We start from the raw sequence: 19,037 nt of genomic DNA, 5'->3' as shown, positions 1-19,037 counted from the left end.
GATGGCACAAATATGTAGGTCTTGATGGAGAAGTTATATCATTAGATACTTTTGGAGCATCAGGAAATGCAGAAACATTATTTAAACAATTTGGATTCACAGTAGAAAATGTGGTAGAAAAAGCAGTCAAAGTTGCAGGAAAGTAGTTTAAATAAAAAAAACTAATAAATATAGCGAAGCGGATAATAATAATATAAACTAAGAAAAAGTGTGTGTGTAATAAAGAGAAGATAATATAATTATGAGGGCAAGTTTTGCATTTATTTAAATCATTTGCATGACTTGCTCTCATTAAAAAGTAGATTAATTTATTATTTAGTAAGTAAACGATTTAAAAAGTAGATATATTAATGGAGGTTTTTTTATGAATATAGAAATAAATGATATAAAAGATGCTATCATCAATGGTAAAACAGTGCTTGGGATTGAACTAGGTTCAACTAGAATTAAAGCGGTTTTAATCGATGAGGATAATACACCAATCGCTTCAGGAAGCCATGATTGGGAGAATCAATATATTAATAATATTTGGACTTATAGTTTAGATGATGTCTGGACTGGTGTTCAAGATAGTTACAAGAAGATGGCTGAGGATGTTAAAGAAAAATATGGAGTTACTATTCAAGCAATAGGTGCGATTGGGTTCAGCGCTATGATGCACGGATATATGGCTTTTAATAAAGACGGAGAGCTTTTAGTACCATTCCGTACATGGCGTAACACTATTACTGAAAAAGCATCCGAAGAATTAACAAAATTGTTTAACTACCATATTCCGCAAAGATGGAGTATTGCGCACCTTTATCAAGCTATTTTAAATGGAGAAGAACATGTAACTGATATAGACTTTCAAACAACTTTGGAAGGATATATACATTGGAAATTAACAGGTGAAAAGGTTATAGGTGTTGGAGAAGCATCTGGAATGTTCCCTATTGATATATATACAAAGAACTATAATGCACATATGATTGAGCAGTTTGATGAATTGGTCGCTTCTAAGAATTTTTCATGGAAACTTGGAGATATTTTACCAAAGGTATTGTTAGCGGGAGAAAATGCAGGAGTACTTACTGAAGAAGGTGCAAAACTTTTAGATGTTACAGGACAATTAAAACCAGGCATTCCATTCTGCCCACCAGAAGGTGATGCAGGAACAGGAATGGTTGCAACTAACAGTATTGCAAAGCGTACTGGTAATGTATCAGCAGGAACATCTGTATTTGCAATGATCGTACTTGAAAAAGACTTGTCAAAAGCGTATGAAGAAATAGATTTAGTTACAACTCCTACTGGTAATCTAGTAGCTATGGTTCACTGTAATAATTGTACTTCTGACCTTAATGCTTGGGTTGGTTTATTTAAAGAATTTGCAGAGTCATTTGGCGTAGAAGTTGATATGAATAAGTTATTTGCAACTTTATATAATAAGGCACTTGAAGGAGATTCAGATTGTGGCGGCTTATTAGCCTATAATTACTTCTCAGGTGAGCATATAACAGGTTTTGAGGAAGGACGTCCACTATTTGTACGTACACCAGAAAGTAAATTTAACTTAGCTAATTTCATGCGTGTGCATTTATTTACATCATTAGGCGCGCTAAAAACAGGTTTAGATCTTCTTCTTAAAGAGGAAGGCGTTAAGGTTGATGAAATGTTAGGTCATGGCGGTTTGTTTAAAACTAAGGGTGTAGGACAAAAGATTATGGCAGCAGCTATAGATGCGCCAGTTTCTGTTATGGAAACAGCAGGAGAAGGCGGAGCATGGGGGATTGCGGTACTTGCGTCTTATATGATAAACAAAGTTGAAAATGAAACATTAGATGATTATCTTACAAATAAAGTATTTGCAGGAAAGATGGGTACAAGAATAGATCCAGATACAAAGGATGTTGAAGGATTTAATGAATTTATCAAACGTTATACTAAGGGACTTGCAATTGAAAGAGCAGCGGTGGATAGCCTTAGATAGAAAGTGTACCCAGGAAGATTGAGTCCGATAAAAAGGACTCAACTTCATTATTTATTTTCCATGAAAAAGGATGTTATAATGATTTTGATTAATATAAATACAAATTGTTATTAGATGTATGCACAACCATGATGAGATGCAACGGTATTGTACATACTATATAATAATAATTGCACATGTAGTACAAAAAAAAACGAAAAACTATAGATATTTTCACAAAAACTATTGATATTTTAATGAAAACGATATATAATAAAAACATCAAGTACGTACAACAAATTAACAAGTGTTATCTAGTAAAGATATAATTCATTAAGAGTTTACAATGATGCTTATGAAATACAAATTAAAAAAACAAGTTATCGCTTAACTTGTACAAGCAGATTAGATATATAAAGAAGGAGCTGGGAGGTTTTCGTGAGGTAAGAAAGAAGAATATTGATGTACTTACAAGATATATATCATAGAGCATATATAGAGAAAATGTATTTTCTATGATATATATTCGGATAATGCGAATATATATCAATTCGATATGAAACAATAATATCTATTAGGATGGGGGGAAGGATTTAATGAATGAAAAGAACATTACTTTATGTAACAAATTATTATATTATCTTATAGCTCCTGGCTTATTATTATATTTTATTTCCATTGATTCTGGGATAATTACTTCATCTTTTGGTGTACTGGCTATATTTGGATTAGCAATTTTGCTAGGGTTTGGAATACCAGCGGTTTATAAGAAGAAAAATCCGGATTATAAGTTCAATATTAGTAGTAAATATGCTAATGCTATGGCTATACTAGTTATTCTTGAATTAACTTATAATATGTCAAAATAAATATGAATGTAACTGAATTTGATGAAAACGTATTAATGAAGTTGGATTCGCGGTGATAAATATATGAACAAAGCTATATTGTCTTCAGTAATTTAGAATATTAGCTTTTAATCGAATTTAATTTATCAGAAGTGATAATTATTTAGTAGGTTAAAAGAAAATATAAATTAATAAAATGGGAAGTTGAAGGGAGAAAATATTATGAAGAAAAAATTAATGGCAATGTTATTATCAATGGCATTAGTAGGTTCCATAGCTGGATGTGGTGTAACAACTACTGCTCCAGGTGGAGATTCAGATGCTTCTAAAACAGAGTCACAAGGCAAAACTGATGGGGGATCAGGAAGCGGAAAAACAATTGGTATTTTAATGCCAACTAAATCATCTGAACGTTGGATAAATGATGGAAATGACATGGTAAAGAGCTTAAAGGAACTTGGATATAATACAGATCTTCAATATGCAGAAGACGTTGTAGAAACTCAAGTATCACAAGCTGAAAACTTAATTACAAAAGGTGTTAGTGGTTTAGTAATTGCAAATATCGACGGTGAATCTTTAACTGATGTTTGTCAAAAAGCTAAAGATGCAGGAATTCCTGTTATAGCTTATGACCGTTTAATTAAAAATACTGCAAATGTAGACTACTATATTTCTTTCGATAATAAACTTGTAGGAAACCAAATGGGTCAATATATAGAAAAGAAATTAGATTTAAAAAATGCACAAAAATCATATAACGTAGAATTATTTGCTGGGTCTCCAGATGACAATAATGCGCATATGTTCTTTGAAGGTGCAATGGAAGTACTTCAACCATATATAGACTCTAAGAAATTAACTGTAGTTTCAGGTCAAACTAAATTTGATGAAATCTGTACATTAAGATGGGATGGTGCTTTAGCACAAGCAAGAATGGAAAATATATTAACTGCTAACTACTCAGGTGGTAAAAAAGTTGATGCTGTATTATCTCCATATGATGGTATAAGCCGTGGTATTGTAGAAGCATTAAGAAGTGTTGGATATGGTTCGGGAGATCTTCCATGGCCAGTAATTACAGGTCAAGATGCCGAAACAGCTTCTATTAAATCTATAATTGCAGGTGAGCAAACATCAACAATCTTTAAAGATACAAGAAAACTATCAGCTCAAGCTGTTAAAACAATTGATGCAGCAATTAAAGGTCAAAAAGCTGAAGTTAATGATGAGAAAACTTACAACAATGGAGTAAAAGTTGTACCATCTTACTTATGTCAACCAGTATCTGTAGATAAATCAAATTACAAAGAAGTCCTAATTGATTCAGGATATTTAAAAGAAGAAAATCTTTCTAAATAAGACTAGTTACAGTAATGATAGTGGGCATACTGTCCGCTATCATTCAAATAAGGAGGGGCGTGGCGTATGTTAAAAGATAATGATATTATCCTTGAAATGATAAATATAACAAAGACATTTCCAGGTGTAAAAGCACTAGATAATGTTAATTTAAGAGTGCAATCAGGAGAAATTCATTCTCTTTGTGGAGAAAACGGAGCAGGTAAATCAACTTTAATGAAAGTACTAAGTGGAATATATCCTCATGGATCATACGAAGGTGCAATTCTATATAATGGGAAGGCATGTAAATACAAAGGCATAAAAGACAGTGAAGCTGATGGAATAGTTATTATACATCAAGAATTGGCTTTAAGTCCATATCTTAGCATAGGAGAAAATATATTTATAGGAAATGAACTTGCAAGTCATGGAGTTATTGACTGGCAAGAAGTAAGAATTAGGACTAAAGAATTACTTAAAAAAGTTGGATTAGATGAAGATCCAGATACTATTGTTAACACACTAGGTGTTGGTAAACAGCAATTAATTGAAATCGCAAAGGCATTATCAAAAAACGTAAAATTATTAATTCTAGACGAACCGACTGCCTCATTAAATGAGGACGATAGTGAGAATTTATTGAAATTAATGTTGGAGTTAAAATCACAAGGAATTACATGTATTTTGATTTCACATAAATTAAATGAGGTTTCAAGAGTATGTGACTCTATAACAGTACTACGTGATGGAGCTACCATTGAAACATTAGATGCCTCTGGAGGGCAAATATCAGAGGATAGAATTGTTAAAGGGATGGTTGGTCGTGAACTTACAGACCGTTATCCAAAAAGAACTCCTAAAATCGGAGATGTGATGTTTGAAATAAAGGATTGGAATGTATATCATCCAGATTATCCAGATAGAAAAATGGTTGATAATGTAAATATAAAAGTTAGAAAAGGCGAAGTACTTGGAATTGCTGGACTTATGGGTGCAGGAAGAACTGAACTTGCAATGAGCATTTTCGGTAGAACATATGGACAAAAGATTTCTGGTAGCATTTTAAAAGAAGGTAAAGAAATTCATCTTAAAACAGTTAAAGATGCTATTAATGCAGGTATTGCTTACGTAACTGAAGATAGAAAAGAAGCAGGTTTAAACCTAATTGATGATATACGTCATAATATTTCGATAGCTTCATTAGGTAAAATATCTAATAATGGTGTTATTAATGAACAAGTTGAGATTTTGGCGGCAGAAGAATTCAGAAAATCAATGAAAATCAAAACTCCGAGTATATTACAGCTTACTGGAAACTTAAGTGGTGGTAATCAACAAAAAGTAGTACTTTCAAGATGGGTTTATGCTGAACCAGATTTATTAATTCTTGATGAACCTACTAGAGGAATTGACGTTGGAGCAAAATATGAAATATATACAATTATAAATGATTTGGTAGCTCAAGGAAAAGCTGTTATTGTAATTTCATCTGAATTACCAGAGGTTCTTGGACTAAGTGACAGAATTTATGTTATGAATGAAGGGAAAATAATTGGAGAACTAGATAAAGAAAATGCAACTCAAGAAGTTATCATGAGTAAAATTGTTGCATCAAAATAGGGGGTAGTAAAATGAGTGAAGCAAAAGTTGTAGCAAACAATAACAACCAAGAAAAGGCAAAAGGTGAAAAAAGTACATTTAACAAATTTATGAAGGACAATGGTATGCTTGTTGCATTATTGGTAGTAGTACTTATATTTTCAGTCTTAACTAAGGGAATTATGTTAAAACCACTTAATATTACAAACCTAATTCAGCAAAATGGTTATGTACTTATTCTTGCTGTAGGTATGCTTTTAGTAGTTATCGTAGGTACTGTTGATCTTGCAGTTGGTTCGGTCTGTGCCTTTGTTGGAGCAATAGCAGGAGTTCTTATGGTTAATAAGGGAATGAATCCTGTGGTATCTGTTGTTTTATCACTTTTAGTAGGTGTAGCTGTTGGTGCAGTACAAGGATATTGGATTTCATATAAAGCAATTCCGGGATTTGTTGTAACATTAGCGGGACAATTAATCTTTAGAGGATTTTCAATGATAATGCTAAATGGTAAGACAATTGCACCATTTCCAAATGAATTTGCAAATCTAGGATCTGGATTTATACCGCCACTATTCTACTTTAAAATGGGTGACGTTTATTTAGTAGGATCAGCAATAATCGTTGGTGTGATACTATCAGTTATAATGGTATTTAACAATATACAAGGAAGAAAGAAACTTCAAAAGTATAATTTTAGTGTTGATAATAACTCAATGTTTTATGCTAAAAATATAATATCAGTTATAGTAATCATGGGTGGAACTTTCGTGCTAGCATCGTATAAAGGTATACCAAATATATTAATAATAGCAGGAATATTAATAGCAATTTACTCATTCATCACTACTAAAACAGTATTTGGTAGACAAGTGTATGCAGTTGGTGGTAATAAAAAAGCAGCAGCTTTATCAGGTGTAAATGTTGATAAAATTACATTCTTAGTATTTGTAAATATGGGATTAATGGCAGCATTAGCTGGATTAGCTTATGCAGCTCGTGTTAACTCAGCACAACCTAAAGCGGGTGTTAACTTCGAATTAGATGCTTTAGCAGCTTGTTACATCGGTGGAGCATCTACAGCAGGTGGTACTGGAAGAATTTTAGGAGCTGTTGTTGGGGGACTTGTAATGGGAGTACTTAATAATGGTATGTCATTAATGGGAGTTGATAATAACTGGCAACAAGCTATTAAAGGATTTGTATTATTATTCGCTGTAGTATTTGACTTATATTCAAAGAAAAAGAAATAACTCATAGTTTAGCTATAACTGCTTACATGCAGCTATAGGATAAGGGTGAAATTAAAACACAATACTTTGAATAATGATGTAAATTAATTAAGACAAGTTCTGTGCTATATAATTTATATATAGCACAGAACTTGTCTTTTATTATATAATATTTCGATATTCTGAATTAGAGGAATCTTTAGGTGTAAATATTAAATGGTGCTATAGTAATTAATTCTAGATGTGCATAGAGTAATAAAAAAGAACTATTAATAATAGTAAAATTAATATATAATTTAGTGGATAATTATAATTAACTTAAATAAGTATTGTTAATTGAATAAACTGATAGATATAATATGAAAACTACAAATGAAATAATATGGGGGAATAAAATGAATACTAGAATAATAGTAGACAGCTGTGTTGATTTTAATACTGAAGTTTTTGGAAATGAAGAGTATATGGAGAGAATTCCTTTCAAAATTATAATTGATGATGAAGAAATCATAGACCGAGAATTAGAGAGAAGCATATTACTTCAGAAAATGAAAAATAGCAAAAATAAGATAAAAACAGCTTGCCCATCTCCATACGATTTTTTAGAAGCTTTAAAAAGGTGTGAAAATAATTTTATAGTTACTATTTCAGGGAAACTAAGTGGTTCTTACAATAGTGCTATGATTGCTAAGGAAATGTTAGAAGAAGAGTTTACAGGTAGATTTGTTCATGTGTTTGACTGTAAGACAGCAGTATCTGGAGCGGATTTAGTTGTTTTAAAAGTAAAACAACTAATTGAAGAAAAAGTGCATAATACTCAAATTGTAGAGCAAGTTACTCAATACATAGAGAATATGAAGACGTTATTTGTTTTAGAAAAGTTGGACAATCTGGTTAAGAACGGAAGGATAAGCAGTGCTAAAGCACTAATGGGATCACTTCTGCAAATTGTTCCAATTATGACTGCAAAGGATGGAGAAATTATTCTCAAGGAACAAGTAAGAGGAAAGAAAAAAGCATTCAATAGGTTGATAGAAATAATAGGTGAAGAAGGTACTGATTTCAAAAATAAAATTCTTGGGATAGGGCATGTAAATGCAAAAGAAAAAGCAGAAAAGCTCAAAGATGAAATAGGAAGTAAGTATAACTTTAAAGATATTATTATCTTTGAAGGGAGCGGACTTAGTACAGTATATGCTGATGATGGTGGGATTGTAGTCTGCTACTAATTTTAATGGTAAAATAGCTGAGTTTATATAAAATAAAATTAGCTATTTTTATTTTTAAAGTAAAAATGATGCCTCTCTCTAGATCAGCAATTTCGCATCATTGAAAGATGTTAAAACAAGTTGGGATAGTAATTCACATTGATAATTTAAAGTATCATGGTTGTAATAACTATGATACTTTAAATTTTATGACTATTCTAAATAATCTTATTTTTTTGTAGGACGTTGAGAAAGCTTTGCTAAAGCATACCTTTGTGTTAAAATAAAATTATAGTCTGACTTTGAGGAGAATTCCAAAGAGAAAGATTTCAAAGAAATAATCGTTCTGAAATACATGAGGGTTCGTCCCAAATGACAAGGCGGTATTATAAGATAGAGATACACTATCCCTGCGCCTTTTTGGATGCAGGTTTTTATTTTTTCTATAACAATTAGATAGCAATAATTGTTAATTAGTACGTCAAAAACTGGAGATATTTTGTTCTTGAAAGGAATAATTAGCATGGAGACAAGAATTGCATTGATAGGGATTATAGTAGAAGATATGAATTCAACAGATAAGATTAATAGTATTTTGCATGAATATTCACAGTATATGGTTGGAAGAATGGGAATCCCTTATCGAGAGAAGAATGTGGGAATAATAAGTGTCGTAATAGATGCTACAAATGATGTGATCAGTTCATTATCAGGTAAGCTAGGCATGATTCCAGGTATAAATGTGAAAACAATGTATTCAAAAACTGGAAAGTAAAGTTTAGTCCTTGTCTAAGGCATAATGAAAAAAATAACAAGTCAATATTCTAGTCTATTTTGGAGTTGTTATTTTCTTTCATATGCCTAAATTGGATAAATAATCAGAACGAATCAAAATCCAATTAAAGAAAGAAGAGTTGAAAATGTATAATGTTAAGTCAAAAGTAGCAACAGAGTTTATTGATGATGGAGAAATATTAGAAAGTCTTGAATATGCTAAACAAAATAAGAATAATAAGAAACTAATTAATGAAATTTTAGAGAAAGCTAAAGAGTTTAAAGGCCTTTCTCATAGAGAAGCAGCAGTTTTACTTGAATGTGAACTAGATGAGGAAAACGAAAAAATATATAAGCTCGCTAAAGAAATTAAGCAAAAGTTTTATGGAAATAGAATAGTAATGTTTGCTCCGTTATATCTTTCAAATTATTGTGTAAATGGATGTACGTACTGTCCATACCACCATAAGAATAAGCATATAACAAGAAAAAAACTTACTCAGGAAGAAATTGAAAGGGAAGTTATTGCCCTTCAAGATCTTGGTCACAAAAGACTTGCATTAGAAGCAGGAGAAGATCCAGTAAATAATCCACTTGAGTATGTATTAGAAAGTATAAAGACAATTTATAGCATAAAACATAAAAATGGCGCAATTAGAAGAGTTAATGTAAATATAGCAGCTACAACTGTTGAGAATTATAGAAAACTAAAGGAAGCGGAGATTGGAACATATATCTTATTCCAAGAAACTTATCACAAAAAGACATATGAAGAACTTCACCCAACAGGGCCAAAGCACGATTATGCTTACCATACAGAAGCGATGGATAGAGCTATGGAAGGCGGAATTGATGATGTTGGACTTGGCGTATTGTATGGATTAAATATGTACAGATATGATTTTGTTGGCCTATTAATGCATGCAGAGCATTTAGAAGCGGCTATGGGGGTTGGACCACATACTATAAGTGTGCCAAGAATAAGGCCAGCTGATGATATAAATCCAGATGAATTTACTAATGCAATTTCAGATGAGATATTTGCTAAAATAGTTGCAGTACTTAGAATTACAGTTCCATATACGGGCCTTATTGTTTCAACAAGAGAATCTCAAAAAACAAGAGAAAAAGTACTTGAATTAGGAGTTTCTCAAATAAGTGGAGGATCATCTACAAGTGTTGGAGGATATGCGGAAAAAGAAAAGGAAGAAGAGAATTCAGCCCAATTTGATGTAAGTGATACTAGAACTTTAGATGAAATAGTAAATTGGCTGCTTGAAAAGGGACATATCCCAAGTTTCTGCACTGCTTGCTACAGAGAAGGAAGAACTGGTGATAGATTTATGCAGCTTGTAAAGTCAGGGCAAATAGCAAACTGTTGTCAGCCTAATGCACTTATGACTTTAAAAGAGTACTTAGAGGATTATGCTTCGGAAGATACAAAGAAAAAAGGCGAAGAAGTAATTAAAAATGAAATCCCTAATATTCCAAATGAAAAAGTTAAAAAGATTGTAATAGAAAATCTTGAAAATTTAAATGAAGGAAAACGTGATTTTAGATTCTAATTTAGAATTTACTTATCTTAATAAAGACAAGATTATTATAATAATTAGCTAAGAGATTGATTCGTTTTTACATAATCACAAGAGTTATGCAAAAATGAATACAATCTCTTTCTTTTTAATTTTATTCATATTCTTAATTTGTATAATACTATCAGGTATGCGAAATCCAGTACAATTATATATTGACAAATATATAAACTAAACACCAAAATATTAAGTAGAGTATTATTAAGTTACAATTTATATATAATTTATTCAGGTATATTATGAATTGATTTACACGTATTAATATATATAATATAATGAAATTATATATATTATTCGATTTAATTTTAATAAATGAAAAGTGCTTTTGGAGAAAATAGGCTAAATAATATTTAGTTTATAAAGTTAAATTACTAGGGAGAAGGTTGACAGAAATGAGCTTAAGAAAAAGTGTAAAGCTAAAAATAATCTTATCATTTTTAACTGTCGCAGTAGTTATCTGGATAGTTGGAAGTGTTGGATGTTTATCATTAAAAAAGGTAAATATTAGTGCTGAGGGAATGTATAGTAATAATTTACAAAGTGTTAGACAAAACTTATCTATAAAAGCAAATATGTCTGAAATCAAAGCGCAGATTTTAACTATAATGTATGAAGATGATAAAGCAAAAGTAGAACAGGCGAAGAAAACTGTTAATATATTGGTAGAAGAAGATAATAAGTATATAGAGGAATATGGAAAATTGGCGTCGACACCTGAGGAAGAGAGTGCTCTTTCACAATTTAAAAGTAATGTGGCCAAATACAGAGCAGCTAGAGACGGGATAATAAGGGCTGTAGATATTGATGATTTTAAAGAAGCCCAAAATCAATTTGTTGCAATGCAGCCAATAGAAGATGAGATGATGAATAGCCTTGATAAAATTATAGGGATAAATTTGACGGCGGCAGATGTAGCTAATAATGATATTTATTTAATATATCAAAATTCTAATACAACTATGACAATATTAACAATAGCAGGATTTGCAATTGCAATAGTACTTGGAATGTTTATATCAAAGAATATAACTGTGCCCCTTAATAAAATGAAGGAATATGCAGAAAGATTAGCTAAATATGATTTTTCAATGCCAATAATGATTGCTAGAAAAGACGAATTTGGACAAACCGGTATTTCTTTAAATAAAGCTCAAGAAAATGTAAATATATTAGTTAAGGAAATTATGGAAAATTCACAGGATATAAGTGCATCAAGTGAAGAACTTTCAGCTACGGCAGAAGAATTAGCGTCTAAAGCTGTAAGTATAGATGGAGCTATAAATAAAATTGCAGCAGGTATGCAGGAATCAAGTGCGGCATCAGAAGAAATGAGTGCATCAGTGGAAGAAATAAACGCAAGTATAGTTGAACTTTCAGAAAGAGCAGTGGAAGGCAGTGGCAATGCCAATAAATCTAAGGAAAAAGCCACTGAGGTTCAGATAGAGAGTAATAAGGCTTTACAACAAACAAAAGAATTATATGCTGAAAAAGAAAATAAGATGTTGCAAGTTATTGAAAATGGAAAAGTAGTAGATAGCATTAAAATCATGGCTGATACTATAGGTGGGATAGCAGAGCAAACTAATTTATTGGCCTTAAACGCTGCTATCGAGGCAGCTAGGGCAGGAGAACAAGGTAAAGGGTTTGCCGTTGTTGCTGAAGAAGTAAGAAAACTGGCAGAACAATCATCGCAAGCAGTTACTGCTATTCAAGAAACAATTGCAAAAGTTCAGGATGCGTTTAATAATAGTATTGACACTGGAAATGATATATTAAGATTTATAAATAATGAAGTTAATGAGCAATTTAATGCTTATAAGGAAACCGGAAATCAATATTATAATGATTCTAGCTTTGTTAGCATAATGTCAGAAGAAATAGCATCTATGTCAGAAGAAATTACGGCAACCATAGGGCAAGTTAGTGAAGTTGTACAGGAAGTTGCTGTTACAGCGCAAAAATCTAATGAACAAGTAGATACTATAAAAGAAAGTATGGATGAGACGACTAAGGGAATAGAGCAAGTGGCAGAAACAGCACATGCTCAAGCGGAACTTGCGCAAAGGCTTAATGAAATGGTACAGAAGTTTAAAGTTTAATAATAAAGATAACTTGAAGTATGAAGTTATCTTTTAAAATAAATATATAAAATTATTAAAGAAAGTATAATTATTGAATATTGTGCTTTTTTAATTAAGAAAAACGTGATTTTTAGAGTTCATATTTTCATATGAACATAAATATAGTTAAATGAATTCGAGACATATTTAGTTCTAAATATGTCTCGAATTCATTTAACTATATTTATGAAATTATACCATTTCGCTTTTGCCCTCAAGTTTAGCATACATTCTGTCCTGCTGTTTTGTAGTGAATTGAAAGTATATTTCTGTATTAGATACGGATTTATGTCCAAGCCACCATTGCAGTTCTTTAATATCCATATCGCATTCTGCAAGATGTACGGCTGTAGTGTGTTTTATAGCATGAAAATGATGTTTTGACCTGTCTTCTATTTGAGCCAATGAACAGTATTTTTTAGTAAGATAATCTAGTGTTTGTCGTGAGATTGGATTATCTTTTTGACTTTTAAAAATAGTTTGTGATTCAGACTTAATATTGGATTCATCTATATATTTATCTAAGGCGTTTTTTGTTCTTTTATCAAGTCTTATAGTATTATTTTTACTACCTTTTAATCTTTGGCAGTATATTTCTCCTTTAGGAGTATTGTAATTTTCTAATTTTAATAATGAAATTTCGGAAGCTCTAAGGCCACATCTATAAGCTAATCTAAATATTGCTAAATCACGTGTTGAATGTAGACTACCAGAAGTTTCTATTGCATTAAATAATGATATTGCTTCCTTTTGTGTTAAATATTTTATTTTAGTTTCGTTAGATGATCTCATTTATATTCCCCTTTGAAAAACAATAATACATTATAAATATTTTGTCCAATTTTATTATAATATACATTGCAAGATATGTAAATAATGTATAAAAAAGCGGAACTCGAATGTATGTTGTTAAATAAAGTCATATTTTAACGCTAAAAATGAGTGTAAATATGTCAGTTATGGTTAAAAGAGGTGAAAATCAAGTAGTTAAATTATACAAAATATTTATTATGTTCCAATAATTATTATAGTTGATTAATATAGAGAATCAAGAGGAAAAAAATTACATCAAACGTAGTCTGTTTTACTATTGTGAAATAAATAATATAAGTAAAATGAGGTGATGATTTTAGAACAGCGTACGTGATAATCTTAAATTAAAAGAGGAATTTATTTATGAATAGGGTCAAAGTATTAAATTTAAACAAACAGTATGGTTTTGAGCGAAATAAGGAAATCCTTTGTAAAACAAAAGGGAGAATAAATAATGAAAAAAGTAATGTAGAGATAAAATATATTAACATGCTTAATAAATATGATGTACTTACCAAGCTTCCAAATAGCATGTATTTTTTTGAGAAGCTTAATTTAGCGTTAGAGAAGAATAAAATCAACCACAAAAAAGGAGCAGTTATCTACATTGATATTGATAATTGTAAAGTTATTAACGACAATTGGGGGTACAATGTAGGTGACGCAATCTTAAAGCTATTTTCTGAATTACTTTATAATTGCATTGGAAAAGAATCGGATTTAGCAAGACTAAATGGTGATGAGTTCGCGATTATAGTTTATGAATACAATTCAGAATTAGAAATAGAGAACTTATGCCGAAGAATTTATAGAGAGTTAAAGAAGCCATTTAAAATACTCAATGAAAAAATACAGATTACTGTAAGCATGGGAATAGCAATATTTCCAAATAATAGTTTGAATGCTGATGAACTGCTAAAATTCTGCGATTTTGCAATGTACAAGTCCAAAAATATGGGAAAGTCTACGTATACTTTTTTTAGTAATGAAACATTAGATAGTTATTATAGAGAAGTATTAATAAAGAATGAATTAGAAAATGCAATTAATAAAGGAGAATTAGATATTTTTTACCAACCACAAATTAACATAGTAAGCAATGAGATCATAGGGATAGAAGCACTCTTAAGGTGGAATAGTAAAAAACTTGGATCTGTTTCACCAGCAGAGTTTATCCCTATTGCTGAAGAGACCGGATACATAATTAAAATTGGTGATTGGGTAATAGATAAAGCATTGGAACAAGCATCTAAATGGAGAGAGAAAGGTTATAAATTTAATAATATTTCCGTTAATATATCGCCAATTCAAATGAGAGAAATAGATTTTAAAGATACTTTACTAAACTATTGTTTTAAACATAATATTCATCCTAACTTATTTGAAATAGAGATAACAGAAGGAACTTTGATAGATGTCTGCAAAGAAAGAGTACAGGTCTTAGATGAACTTATGAATAGTGGGGTTAATATAGCAATTGACGATTTTGGAACAGGATACTCTTCACTAAGTTACTTAGTTGATATTCCAATTAACACACTAAAAATAGATAAAACATTTATTGACAATATTGAGAACTATAAAAATAAAGTTTTGATAAAAAATATTGTTAACTTATCTAAAGATTTGAAGTATAAGATAATTACTGAAGGTGTGGAAACACGAGAGCAGATGAAGTTATTATCTGAGTTAGGATGCAACATATTTCAAGGGTTTTATTTTAGTAAACCACTTCCGTGTCAGCAAATGGAGGTTTTGTTGAAAAATCACAATAACAATATAAAGCGATATAGATAACAATTTCAACTAAAGGAGGAAATATTAGATGAACTTATTTAACAAAGTTAAAACTAAACTAGTTTTATCATTTCTAGTAGTAGCTGTGATTATTGGGATAGTGGGTTTAGTTGGAGGAATTTCATTAGGAAAGGTACATAATAATGCTGAAAGCATGTATAGTAACAACTTACAAAGTATTAGACAAAACTTATCTATAAAATCAAATATGTCTGAAATTAAGTCACAAATATTAACTATAATGTATGAAAAGGATAAGAATATAGTATCAGAAGCAGAAAAAAAAATTGCTAAAATGGTAGAGGACGATAATAAATATATCGCTGAGTATGAAACTTTGGCTACTACAGAGGATGAAAAAAAGGTTTTTACAGAATTCAGAAATAATGTGACAAAATATAGAGATGTAAGGCAAAAAATAATTAATGCAGCTAAGTCCAACGATTTTAATGAGGCACAAAACCAATTTGCAAAATTTCAACCAATAGAAAATGAGATGATGAACAGTCTTGATAAAATTATAGAAGCAAATTTTAATTTAGCAGATGAAGCTAATAATAATATTGACTCAATATATGAAAATTCAAGCACAACTATCCTAATATTAACCATATTAGGATTCATAATTGCAATGATGCTTGGTGTGTATATGTCAAGGCATATAAATGCACCTCTTAATAAGATAAAGGAATATGCAGAAAGACTAGCTAAATATGATTTTTCAACCTCAATCATTATTACAAGGAAAGATGAATTCGGACAAACTGGTGTATCTCTAAATAAAGCACAAGAAAATGTAAATATATTAGTTAAAGAAATAATGGGGAATTCACAGGATATAAGTGCATCAAGTGAAGAGCTATCAGCTACAGCAGAAGAACTGGCGTCTAAAGCCGTAAGCATAGATGATGCTATAAACCAAATTGCAGCAGGTATGCAGGAATCAAGCGCGGCATCGGAAGAAATGAGTGCATCAGTAGAAGAAATTAATGCAAGTATTATTGAGCTTTCAGAAAGAGCTATGGAAGGCAGCGGTAGTGCAAATAAATCTAAGGAAAGAGCTACGCAGGTTCAGTTAAAGAGCAAGAATGCACTAGAACAAACAAAAGAGCTATACTCTGAAAAAGAAAATAAGATGCTGCAAGTTATTGAAAATGGAAAAGTTGTAGAAAGCATAAAAATTATGGCAGATACTATAGGTGGAATAGCTGAACAAACAAATTTATTAGCCTTAAACGCGGCTATTGAAGCTGCAAGAGCAGGAGAACAAGGTAAAGGCTTTGCGGTAGTTGCTGAAGAAGTAAGAAAACTAGCAGAACAGTCATCTCAGGCGGTAACTGCTATTCAAGAAACAATCGTAAAAGTTAGAGAGACGTTCAATAATAGTATTGATACTGGAAATGATATCTTAAGATTTATAAATAATGAAGTTAACGAGCAATTTAATGCTTATAGAGAGACTGGAAGCCAATACTATAGTGATTCAAACTTTGTGAGCACTATGTCTGAAGAGATTGCATCTATGTCAGAAGAAATAACAGCGACTGTGGGGCAAGTTAGTGAAGTTGTACAAGAAGTTGCTACCGCAGCACAAAAATCTAACGAGCAAGCAGATAAAATAAAGGAAAGTATGGATGAAGCTACTAGGGCAATAGGACAGGTGGCAGAGACAGCTCATAGCCAGGCTGAGCTCGCGCAAAGACTTAATGAAATGGTACAAAAATTTAAAATATAAAGAATAAATTAAGAATAATGGTTAGAGATTTATATAGAGTTACTGAAGAAAGTATGAGCTTCTTGGCTTATGCTTTCTTCTAGGTTTTTAGAATATTTTAATAATTAATTGCTGGATAAAGAGAGGTTATTGGGATGTTTAATTTTAAGGAATTGATAAATATTGCTTCTATAAGAAAAATTGCTGAAAATATTTACGCAGTTGCAGGAATTCCAATAGGTATAATTGGGATAGATGGAAATATTGAAGTTGCAGTAGGATGGCAGGATATATGCACTAAATATCATATGGCACATAAAATAACTTGTAAAAATTGTGCTATTAGTAACGACTATATTAGATCACACATTAATAAAAATGATCATATAGCTTATAAATGTTTGAATAATATGTGGGATATAGCAATACCTATTATTTTATCAGATGTACATATAGCAACACTTTTCTTTGGACAATTTTTTTACGATGATGAAGTTATAAATAAAGAATATTTTCGCAAACAAGCACAAAAATACGGATTTAACGAAGAAGAATACCTAGATGCACTGAGTAGAGTTCCAACTTTTTCAAGAGAAAAAGTTGAACATATAATTGAGTATTATAAAGGACTAATTATGACTATGGTTGAAAGTGGGATGAGGCAACTAGAGTACGAAAATTCTCAAAAAAAGCTTCAAAAGAGTAAGAAATATTTAGATACAATATTTAATTTAGTTAATGATGCAATATATATTGGTGATTTAAATGGAAATATATTAGATGTAAATGAAACTGCTGTATCTATGTCTAGCTACAGCAAAGAAGAATTGCTAAATATAAATGTGGGACAAATTATTTGTTTTCAAGAGTTATGTAATTATGCTAATGTAAGTGAGATAGTTGCTGAGGTTAAGAAATTAGATAAATTGATTTTAGAAGTAATTTGTAGAAGAAAAGATGGCAGCAAATTGTGGGTAGAAGCAAGCGTTAGAGTAATAAATATAGATGGAGATGAGAGGATTTTAGGAACTGTTCGCAATATTACAGAAAGAAAGCAAGCAGAATTGACATTAAAAAATGAAGCTATAGAGCTTGAGAGAATAAGAACAGAATTTTTTGCGAATATTTCTCATGAATTAAAAACACCATTAAATCTCTTGCTTTGTACAACAAAAGTTATTAATATGAATGTACAAGAAAAAGTGATCAATAAGGAGAAAATAACCAATAATCTTAATATTCAAACTCAAAATTGTTATAGATTAATAAGATTAATTAATAATCTTATTGATTTTACGAAGTTGGATTCAGGGTTTCTTGAGATTAATATGGTAAATTGCAATATTATAAATGTAATAGAAGAAATAGTTCTATCTGTAGCAGAATATACGGAGTGTAATAACATAAATATCACATTTGATACTAATATAGAGGAAAAGGTAATAGCCTGTGATTTAGATAAAGTTGAAAGGATAATGCTTAATATTCTATCAAATGCTACAAAATTTACAGAACCTGGTGGGAGTATATTTGTACGTATAAAGGATGGTAAAGAATATATAACAATCTCAGTTGAAGATACTGGAATAGGTATACCACAAGATAAGGTAGACATAATATTTGACAGGTTTAGGCAGGTAGATAAATCATTTACAAGAAATCAGGAGGGAAGTGGAATAGGATTATCTCTTGCAAAATCATTATTAGAGATGCAAGGAGGTAGCATTTCGGCCGAAAGTAAGTACGGGATTGGAACTAAATTTATTTTGAAATTTCCAGTTAATGTTGTAGATAGTAGTAATAGTAGAGAAAATTTAAAATTAATTGATAATAATTTAAGTAATTATATTGAAAAGATAAGAATTGAATTTTCAGATATATATGCAAATTAGTAGAGAAAATAATACTGTTTGATTTTTTTAAGGAATGTAGATAGATTTGTGTAAAACAAATCTACTACATTCTTTTTTTGTATTGTTTGATGGTAGATTTGGAATAATATACTTAAAAATAATAAGGGAGGATTCCAAATGAAAGTACCGGATATT

14 protein-coding genes are annotated in these 19,037 nt (G+C 30.7%); 13 read left to right on the top strand and 1 reads right to left on the bottom strand.

Annotated elements, in window-relative coordinates:
• The 10 genes from CLCHR_RS25695 to CLCHR_RS20895 all read left to right on the top strand — a co-directional run.
• The coding region (locus CLCHR_RS25695) for a transketolase-like TK C-terminal-containing protein (protein ID WP_169896785.1) at positions 1-146 on the top strand (146 nt) is incomplete at its 5' end.
• Between the two features lie 218 nt (positions 147-364).
• Positions 365-1,972, top strand: coding sequence for a xylulokinase (locus tag CLCHR_RS20935; RefSeq protein ID WP_079441865.1), 1,608 nt, complete (start codon positions 365-367; stop codon positions 1,970-1,972).
• A gap of 575 nt (positions 1,973-2,547) precedes the next feature.
• Entirely contained in the window at positions 2,548-2,820 is a 273-nt protein-coding gene (locus tag CLCHR_RS20930) for a hypothetical protein (RefSeq protein WP_079441864.1), read from the top strand.
• 201 nt (positions 2,821-3,021) lie between these two features.
• A complete protein-coding gene (gene chvE / locus CLCHR_RS20925) occupies positions 3,022-4,161 on the top strand; it encodes a multiple monosaccharide ABC transporter substrate-binding protein (protein ID WP_079441863.1) in 1,140 nt (379 codons plus the stop codon).
• A 66-nt stretch (positions 4,162-4,227) separates the two neighbouring features.
• On the top strand, positions 4,228-5,763 hold the full coding sequence (gene mmsA / locus CLCHR_RS20920) for a multiple monosaccharide ABC transporter ATP-binding protein (protein WP_079441862.1): 1,536 nt from the start codon (positions 4,228-4,230) through the stop codon (positions 5,761-5,763).
• Between the two features lie 11 nt (positions 5,764-5,774).
• The gene (gene mmsB / locus CLCHR_RS20915; RefSeq protein WP_079441861.1) at positions 5,775-6,992 is read left to right on the top strand and encodes a multiple monosaccharide ABC transporter permease; all 1,218 of its coding nucleotides are present in this window, start codon (positions 5,775-5,777) and stop codon (positions 6,990-6,992) included.
• A gap of 374 nt (positions 6,993-7,366) precedes the next feature.
• The gene (locus CLCHR_RS20910) at positions 7,367-8,200 is read left to right on the top strand and encodes a DegV family protein (RefSeq protein ID WP_079441859.1); all 834 of its coding nucleotides are present in this window, start codon (positions 7,367-7,369) and stop codon (positions 8,198-8,200) included.
• 502 nt (positions 8,201-8,702) lie between these two features.
• Positions 8,703-8,954 carry a TM1266 family iron-only hydrogenase system putative regulator gene (locus CLCHR_RS20905; protein WP_079441867.1) on the top strand — a complete coding sequence of 84 codons (252 nt, stop codon included), beginning with the start codon at positions 8,703-8,705 and terminating at the stop codon, positions 8,952-8,954.
• 145 nt (positions 8,955-9,099) lie between these two features.
• The gene (hydG, locus tag CLCHR_RS20900) at positions 9,100-10,518 is read left to right on the top strand and encodes a [FeFe] hydrogenase H-cluster radical SAM maturase HydG (RefSeq protein WP_079441855.1); all 1,419 of its coding nucleotides are present in this window, start codon (positions 9,100-9,102) and stop codon (positions 10,516-10,518) included.
• Between the two features lie 419 nt (positions 10,519-10,937).
• Positions 10,938-12,644 (top strand): methyl-accepting chemotaxis protein, encoded by a 1,707-nt coding sequence (locus tag CLCHR_RS20895; RefSeq protein WP_079441854.1) that lies wholly within the window; start codon positions 10,938-10,940, stop codon positions 12,642-12,644.
• Between the two features lie 213 nt (positions 12,645-12,857).
• Here the strand turns inward: CLCHR_RS20895 and CLCHR_RS20890 are convergent, their stop codons facing one another.
• Positions 12,858-13,457 (bottom strand): tyrosine-type recombinase/integrase, encoded by a 600-nt coding sequence (locus CLCHR_RS20890; RefSeq protein WP_079441852.1) that lies wholly within the window; start codon positions 13,455-13,457, stop codon positions 12,858-12,860.
• A 384-nt stretch (positions 13,458-13,841) separates the two neighbouring features.
• On the opposite strand from CLCHR_RS20890, the gene CLCHR_RS20885 reads away from it, so the two are divergent.
• The 3 genes from CLCHR_RS20885 (at position 13,842) to CLCHR_RS20875 (ending at position 18,881) form a co-directional block, all read left to right on the top strand.
• The gene (locus CLCHR_RS20885) at positions 13,842-15,275 is read left to right on the top strand and encodes a putative bifunctional diguanylate cyclase/phosphodiesterase (RefSeq protein WP_079441851.1); all 1,434 of its coding nucleotides are present in this window, start codon (positions 13,842-13,844) and stop codon (positions 15,273-15,275) included.
• Positions 15,276-15,303: 28 nt separating this feature from the next.
• Positions 15,304-17,010: a methyl-accepting chemotaxis protein gene (locus CLCHR_RS20880; RefSeq protein WP_079441850.1), complete on the top strand. Its 1,707-nt coding sequence runs from the start codon at positions 15,304-15,306 to the stop codon at positions 17,008-17,010.
• Between the two features lie 134 nt (positions 17,011-17,144).
• Entirely contained in the window at positions 17,145-18,881 is a 1,737-nt protein-coding gene (locus CLCHR_RS20875) for a PocR ligand-binding domain-containing protein (protein WP_079441849.1), read from the top strand.
• Positions 18,882-19,037 lie beyond the last annotated feature (156 nt).

Source organism: Clostridium chromiireducens, assembly GCF_002029255.1.
Classification (GTDB): Bacteria; Bacillota; Clostridia; order Clostridiales; family Clostridiaceae; genus Clostridium; species Clostridium chromiireducens.
Note: the sequence above shows the minus strand (reverse complement) of the source record. Positions and strands in the feature narration are given on the sequence as shown.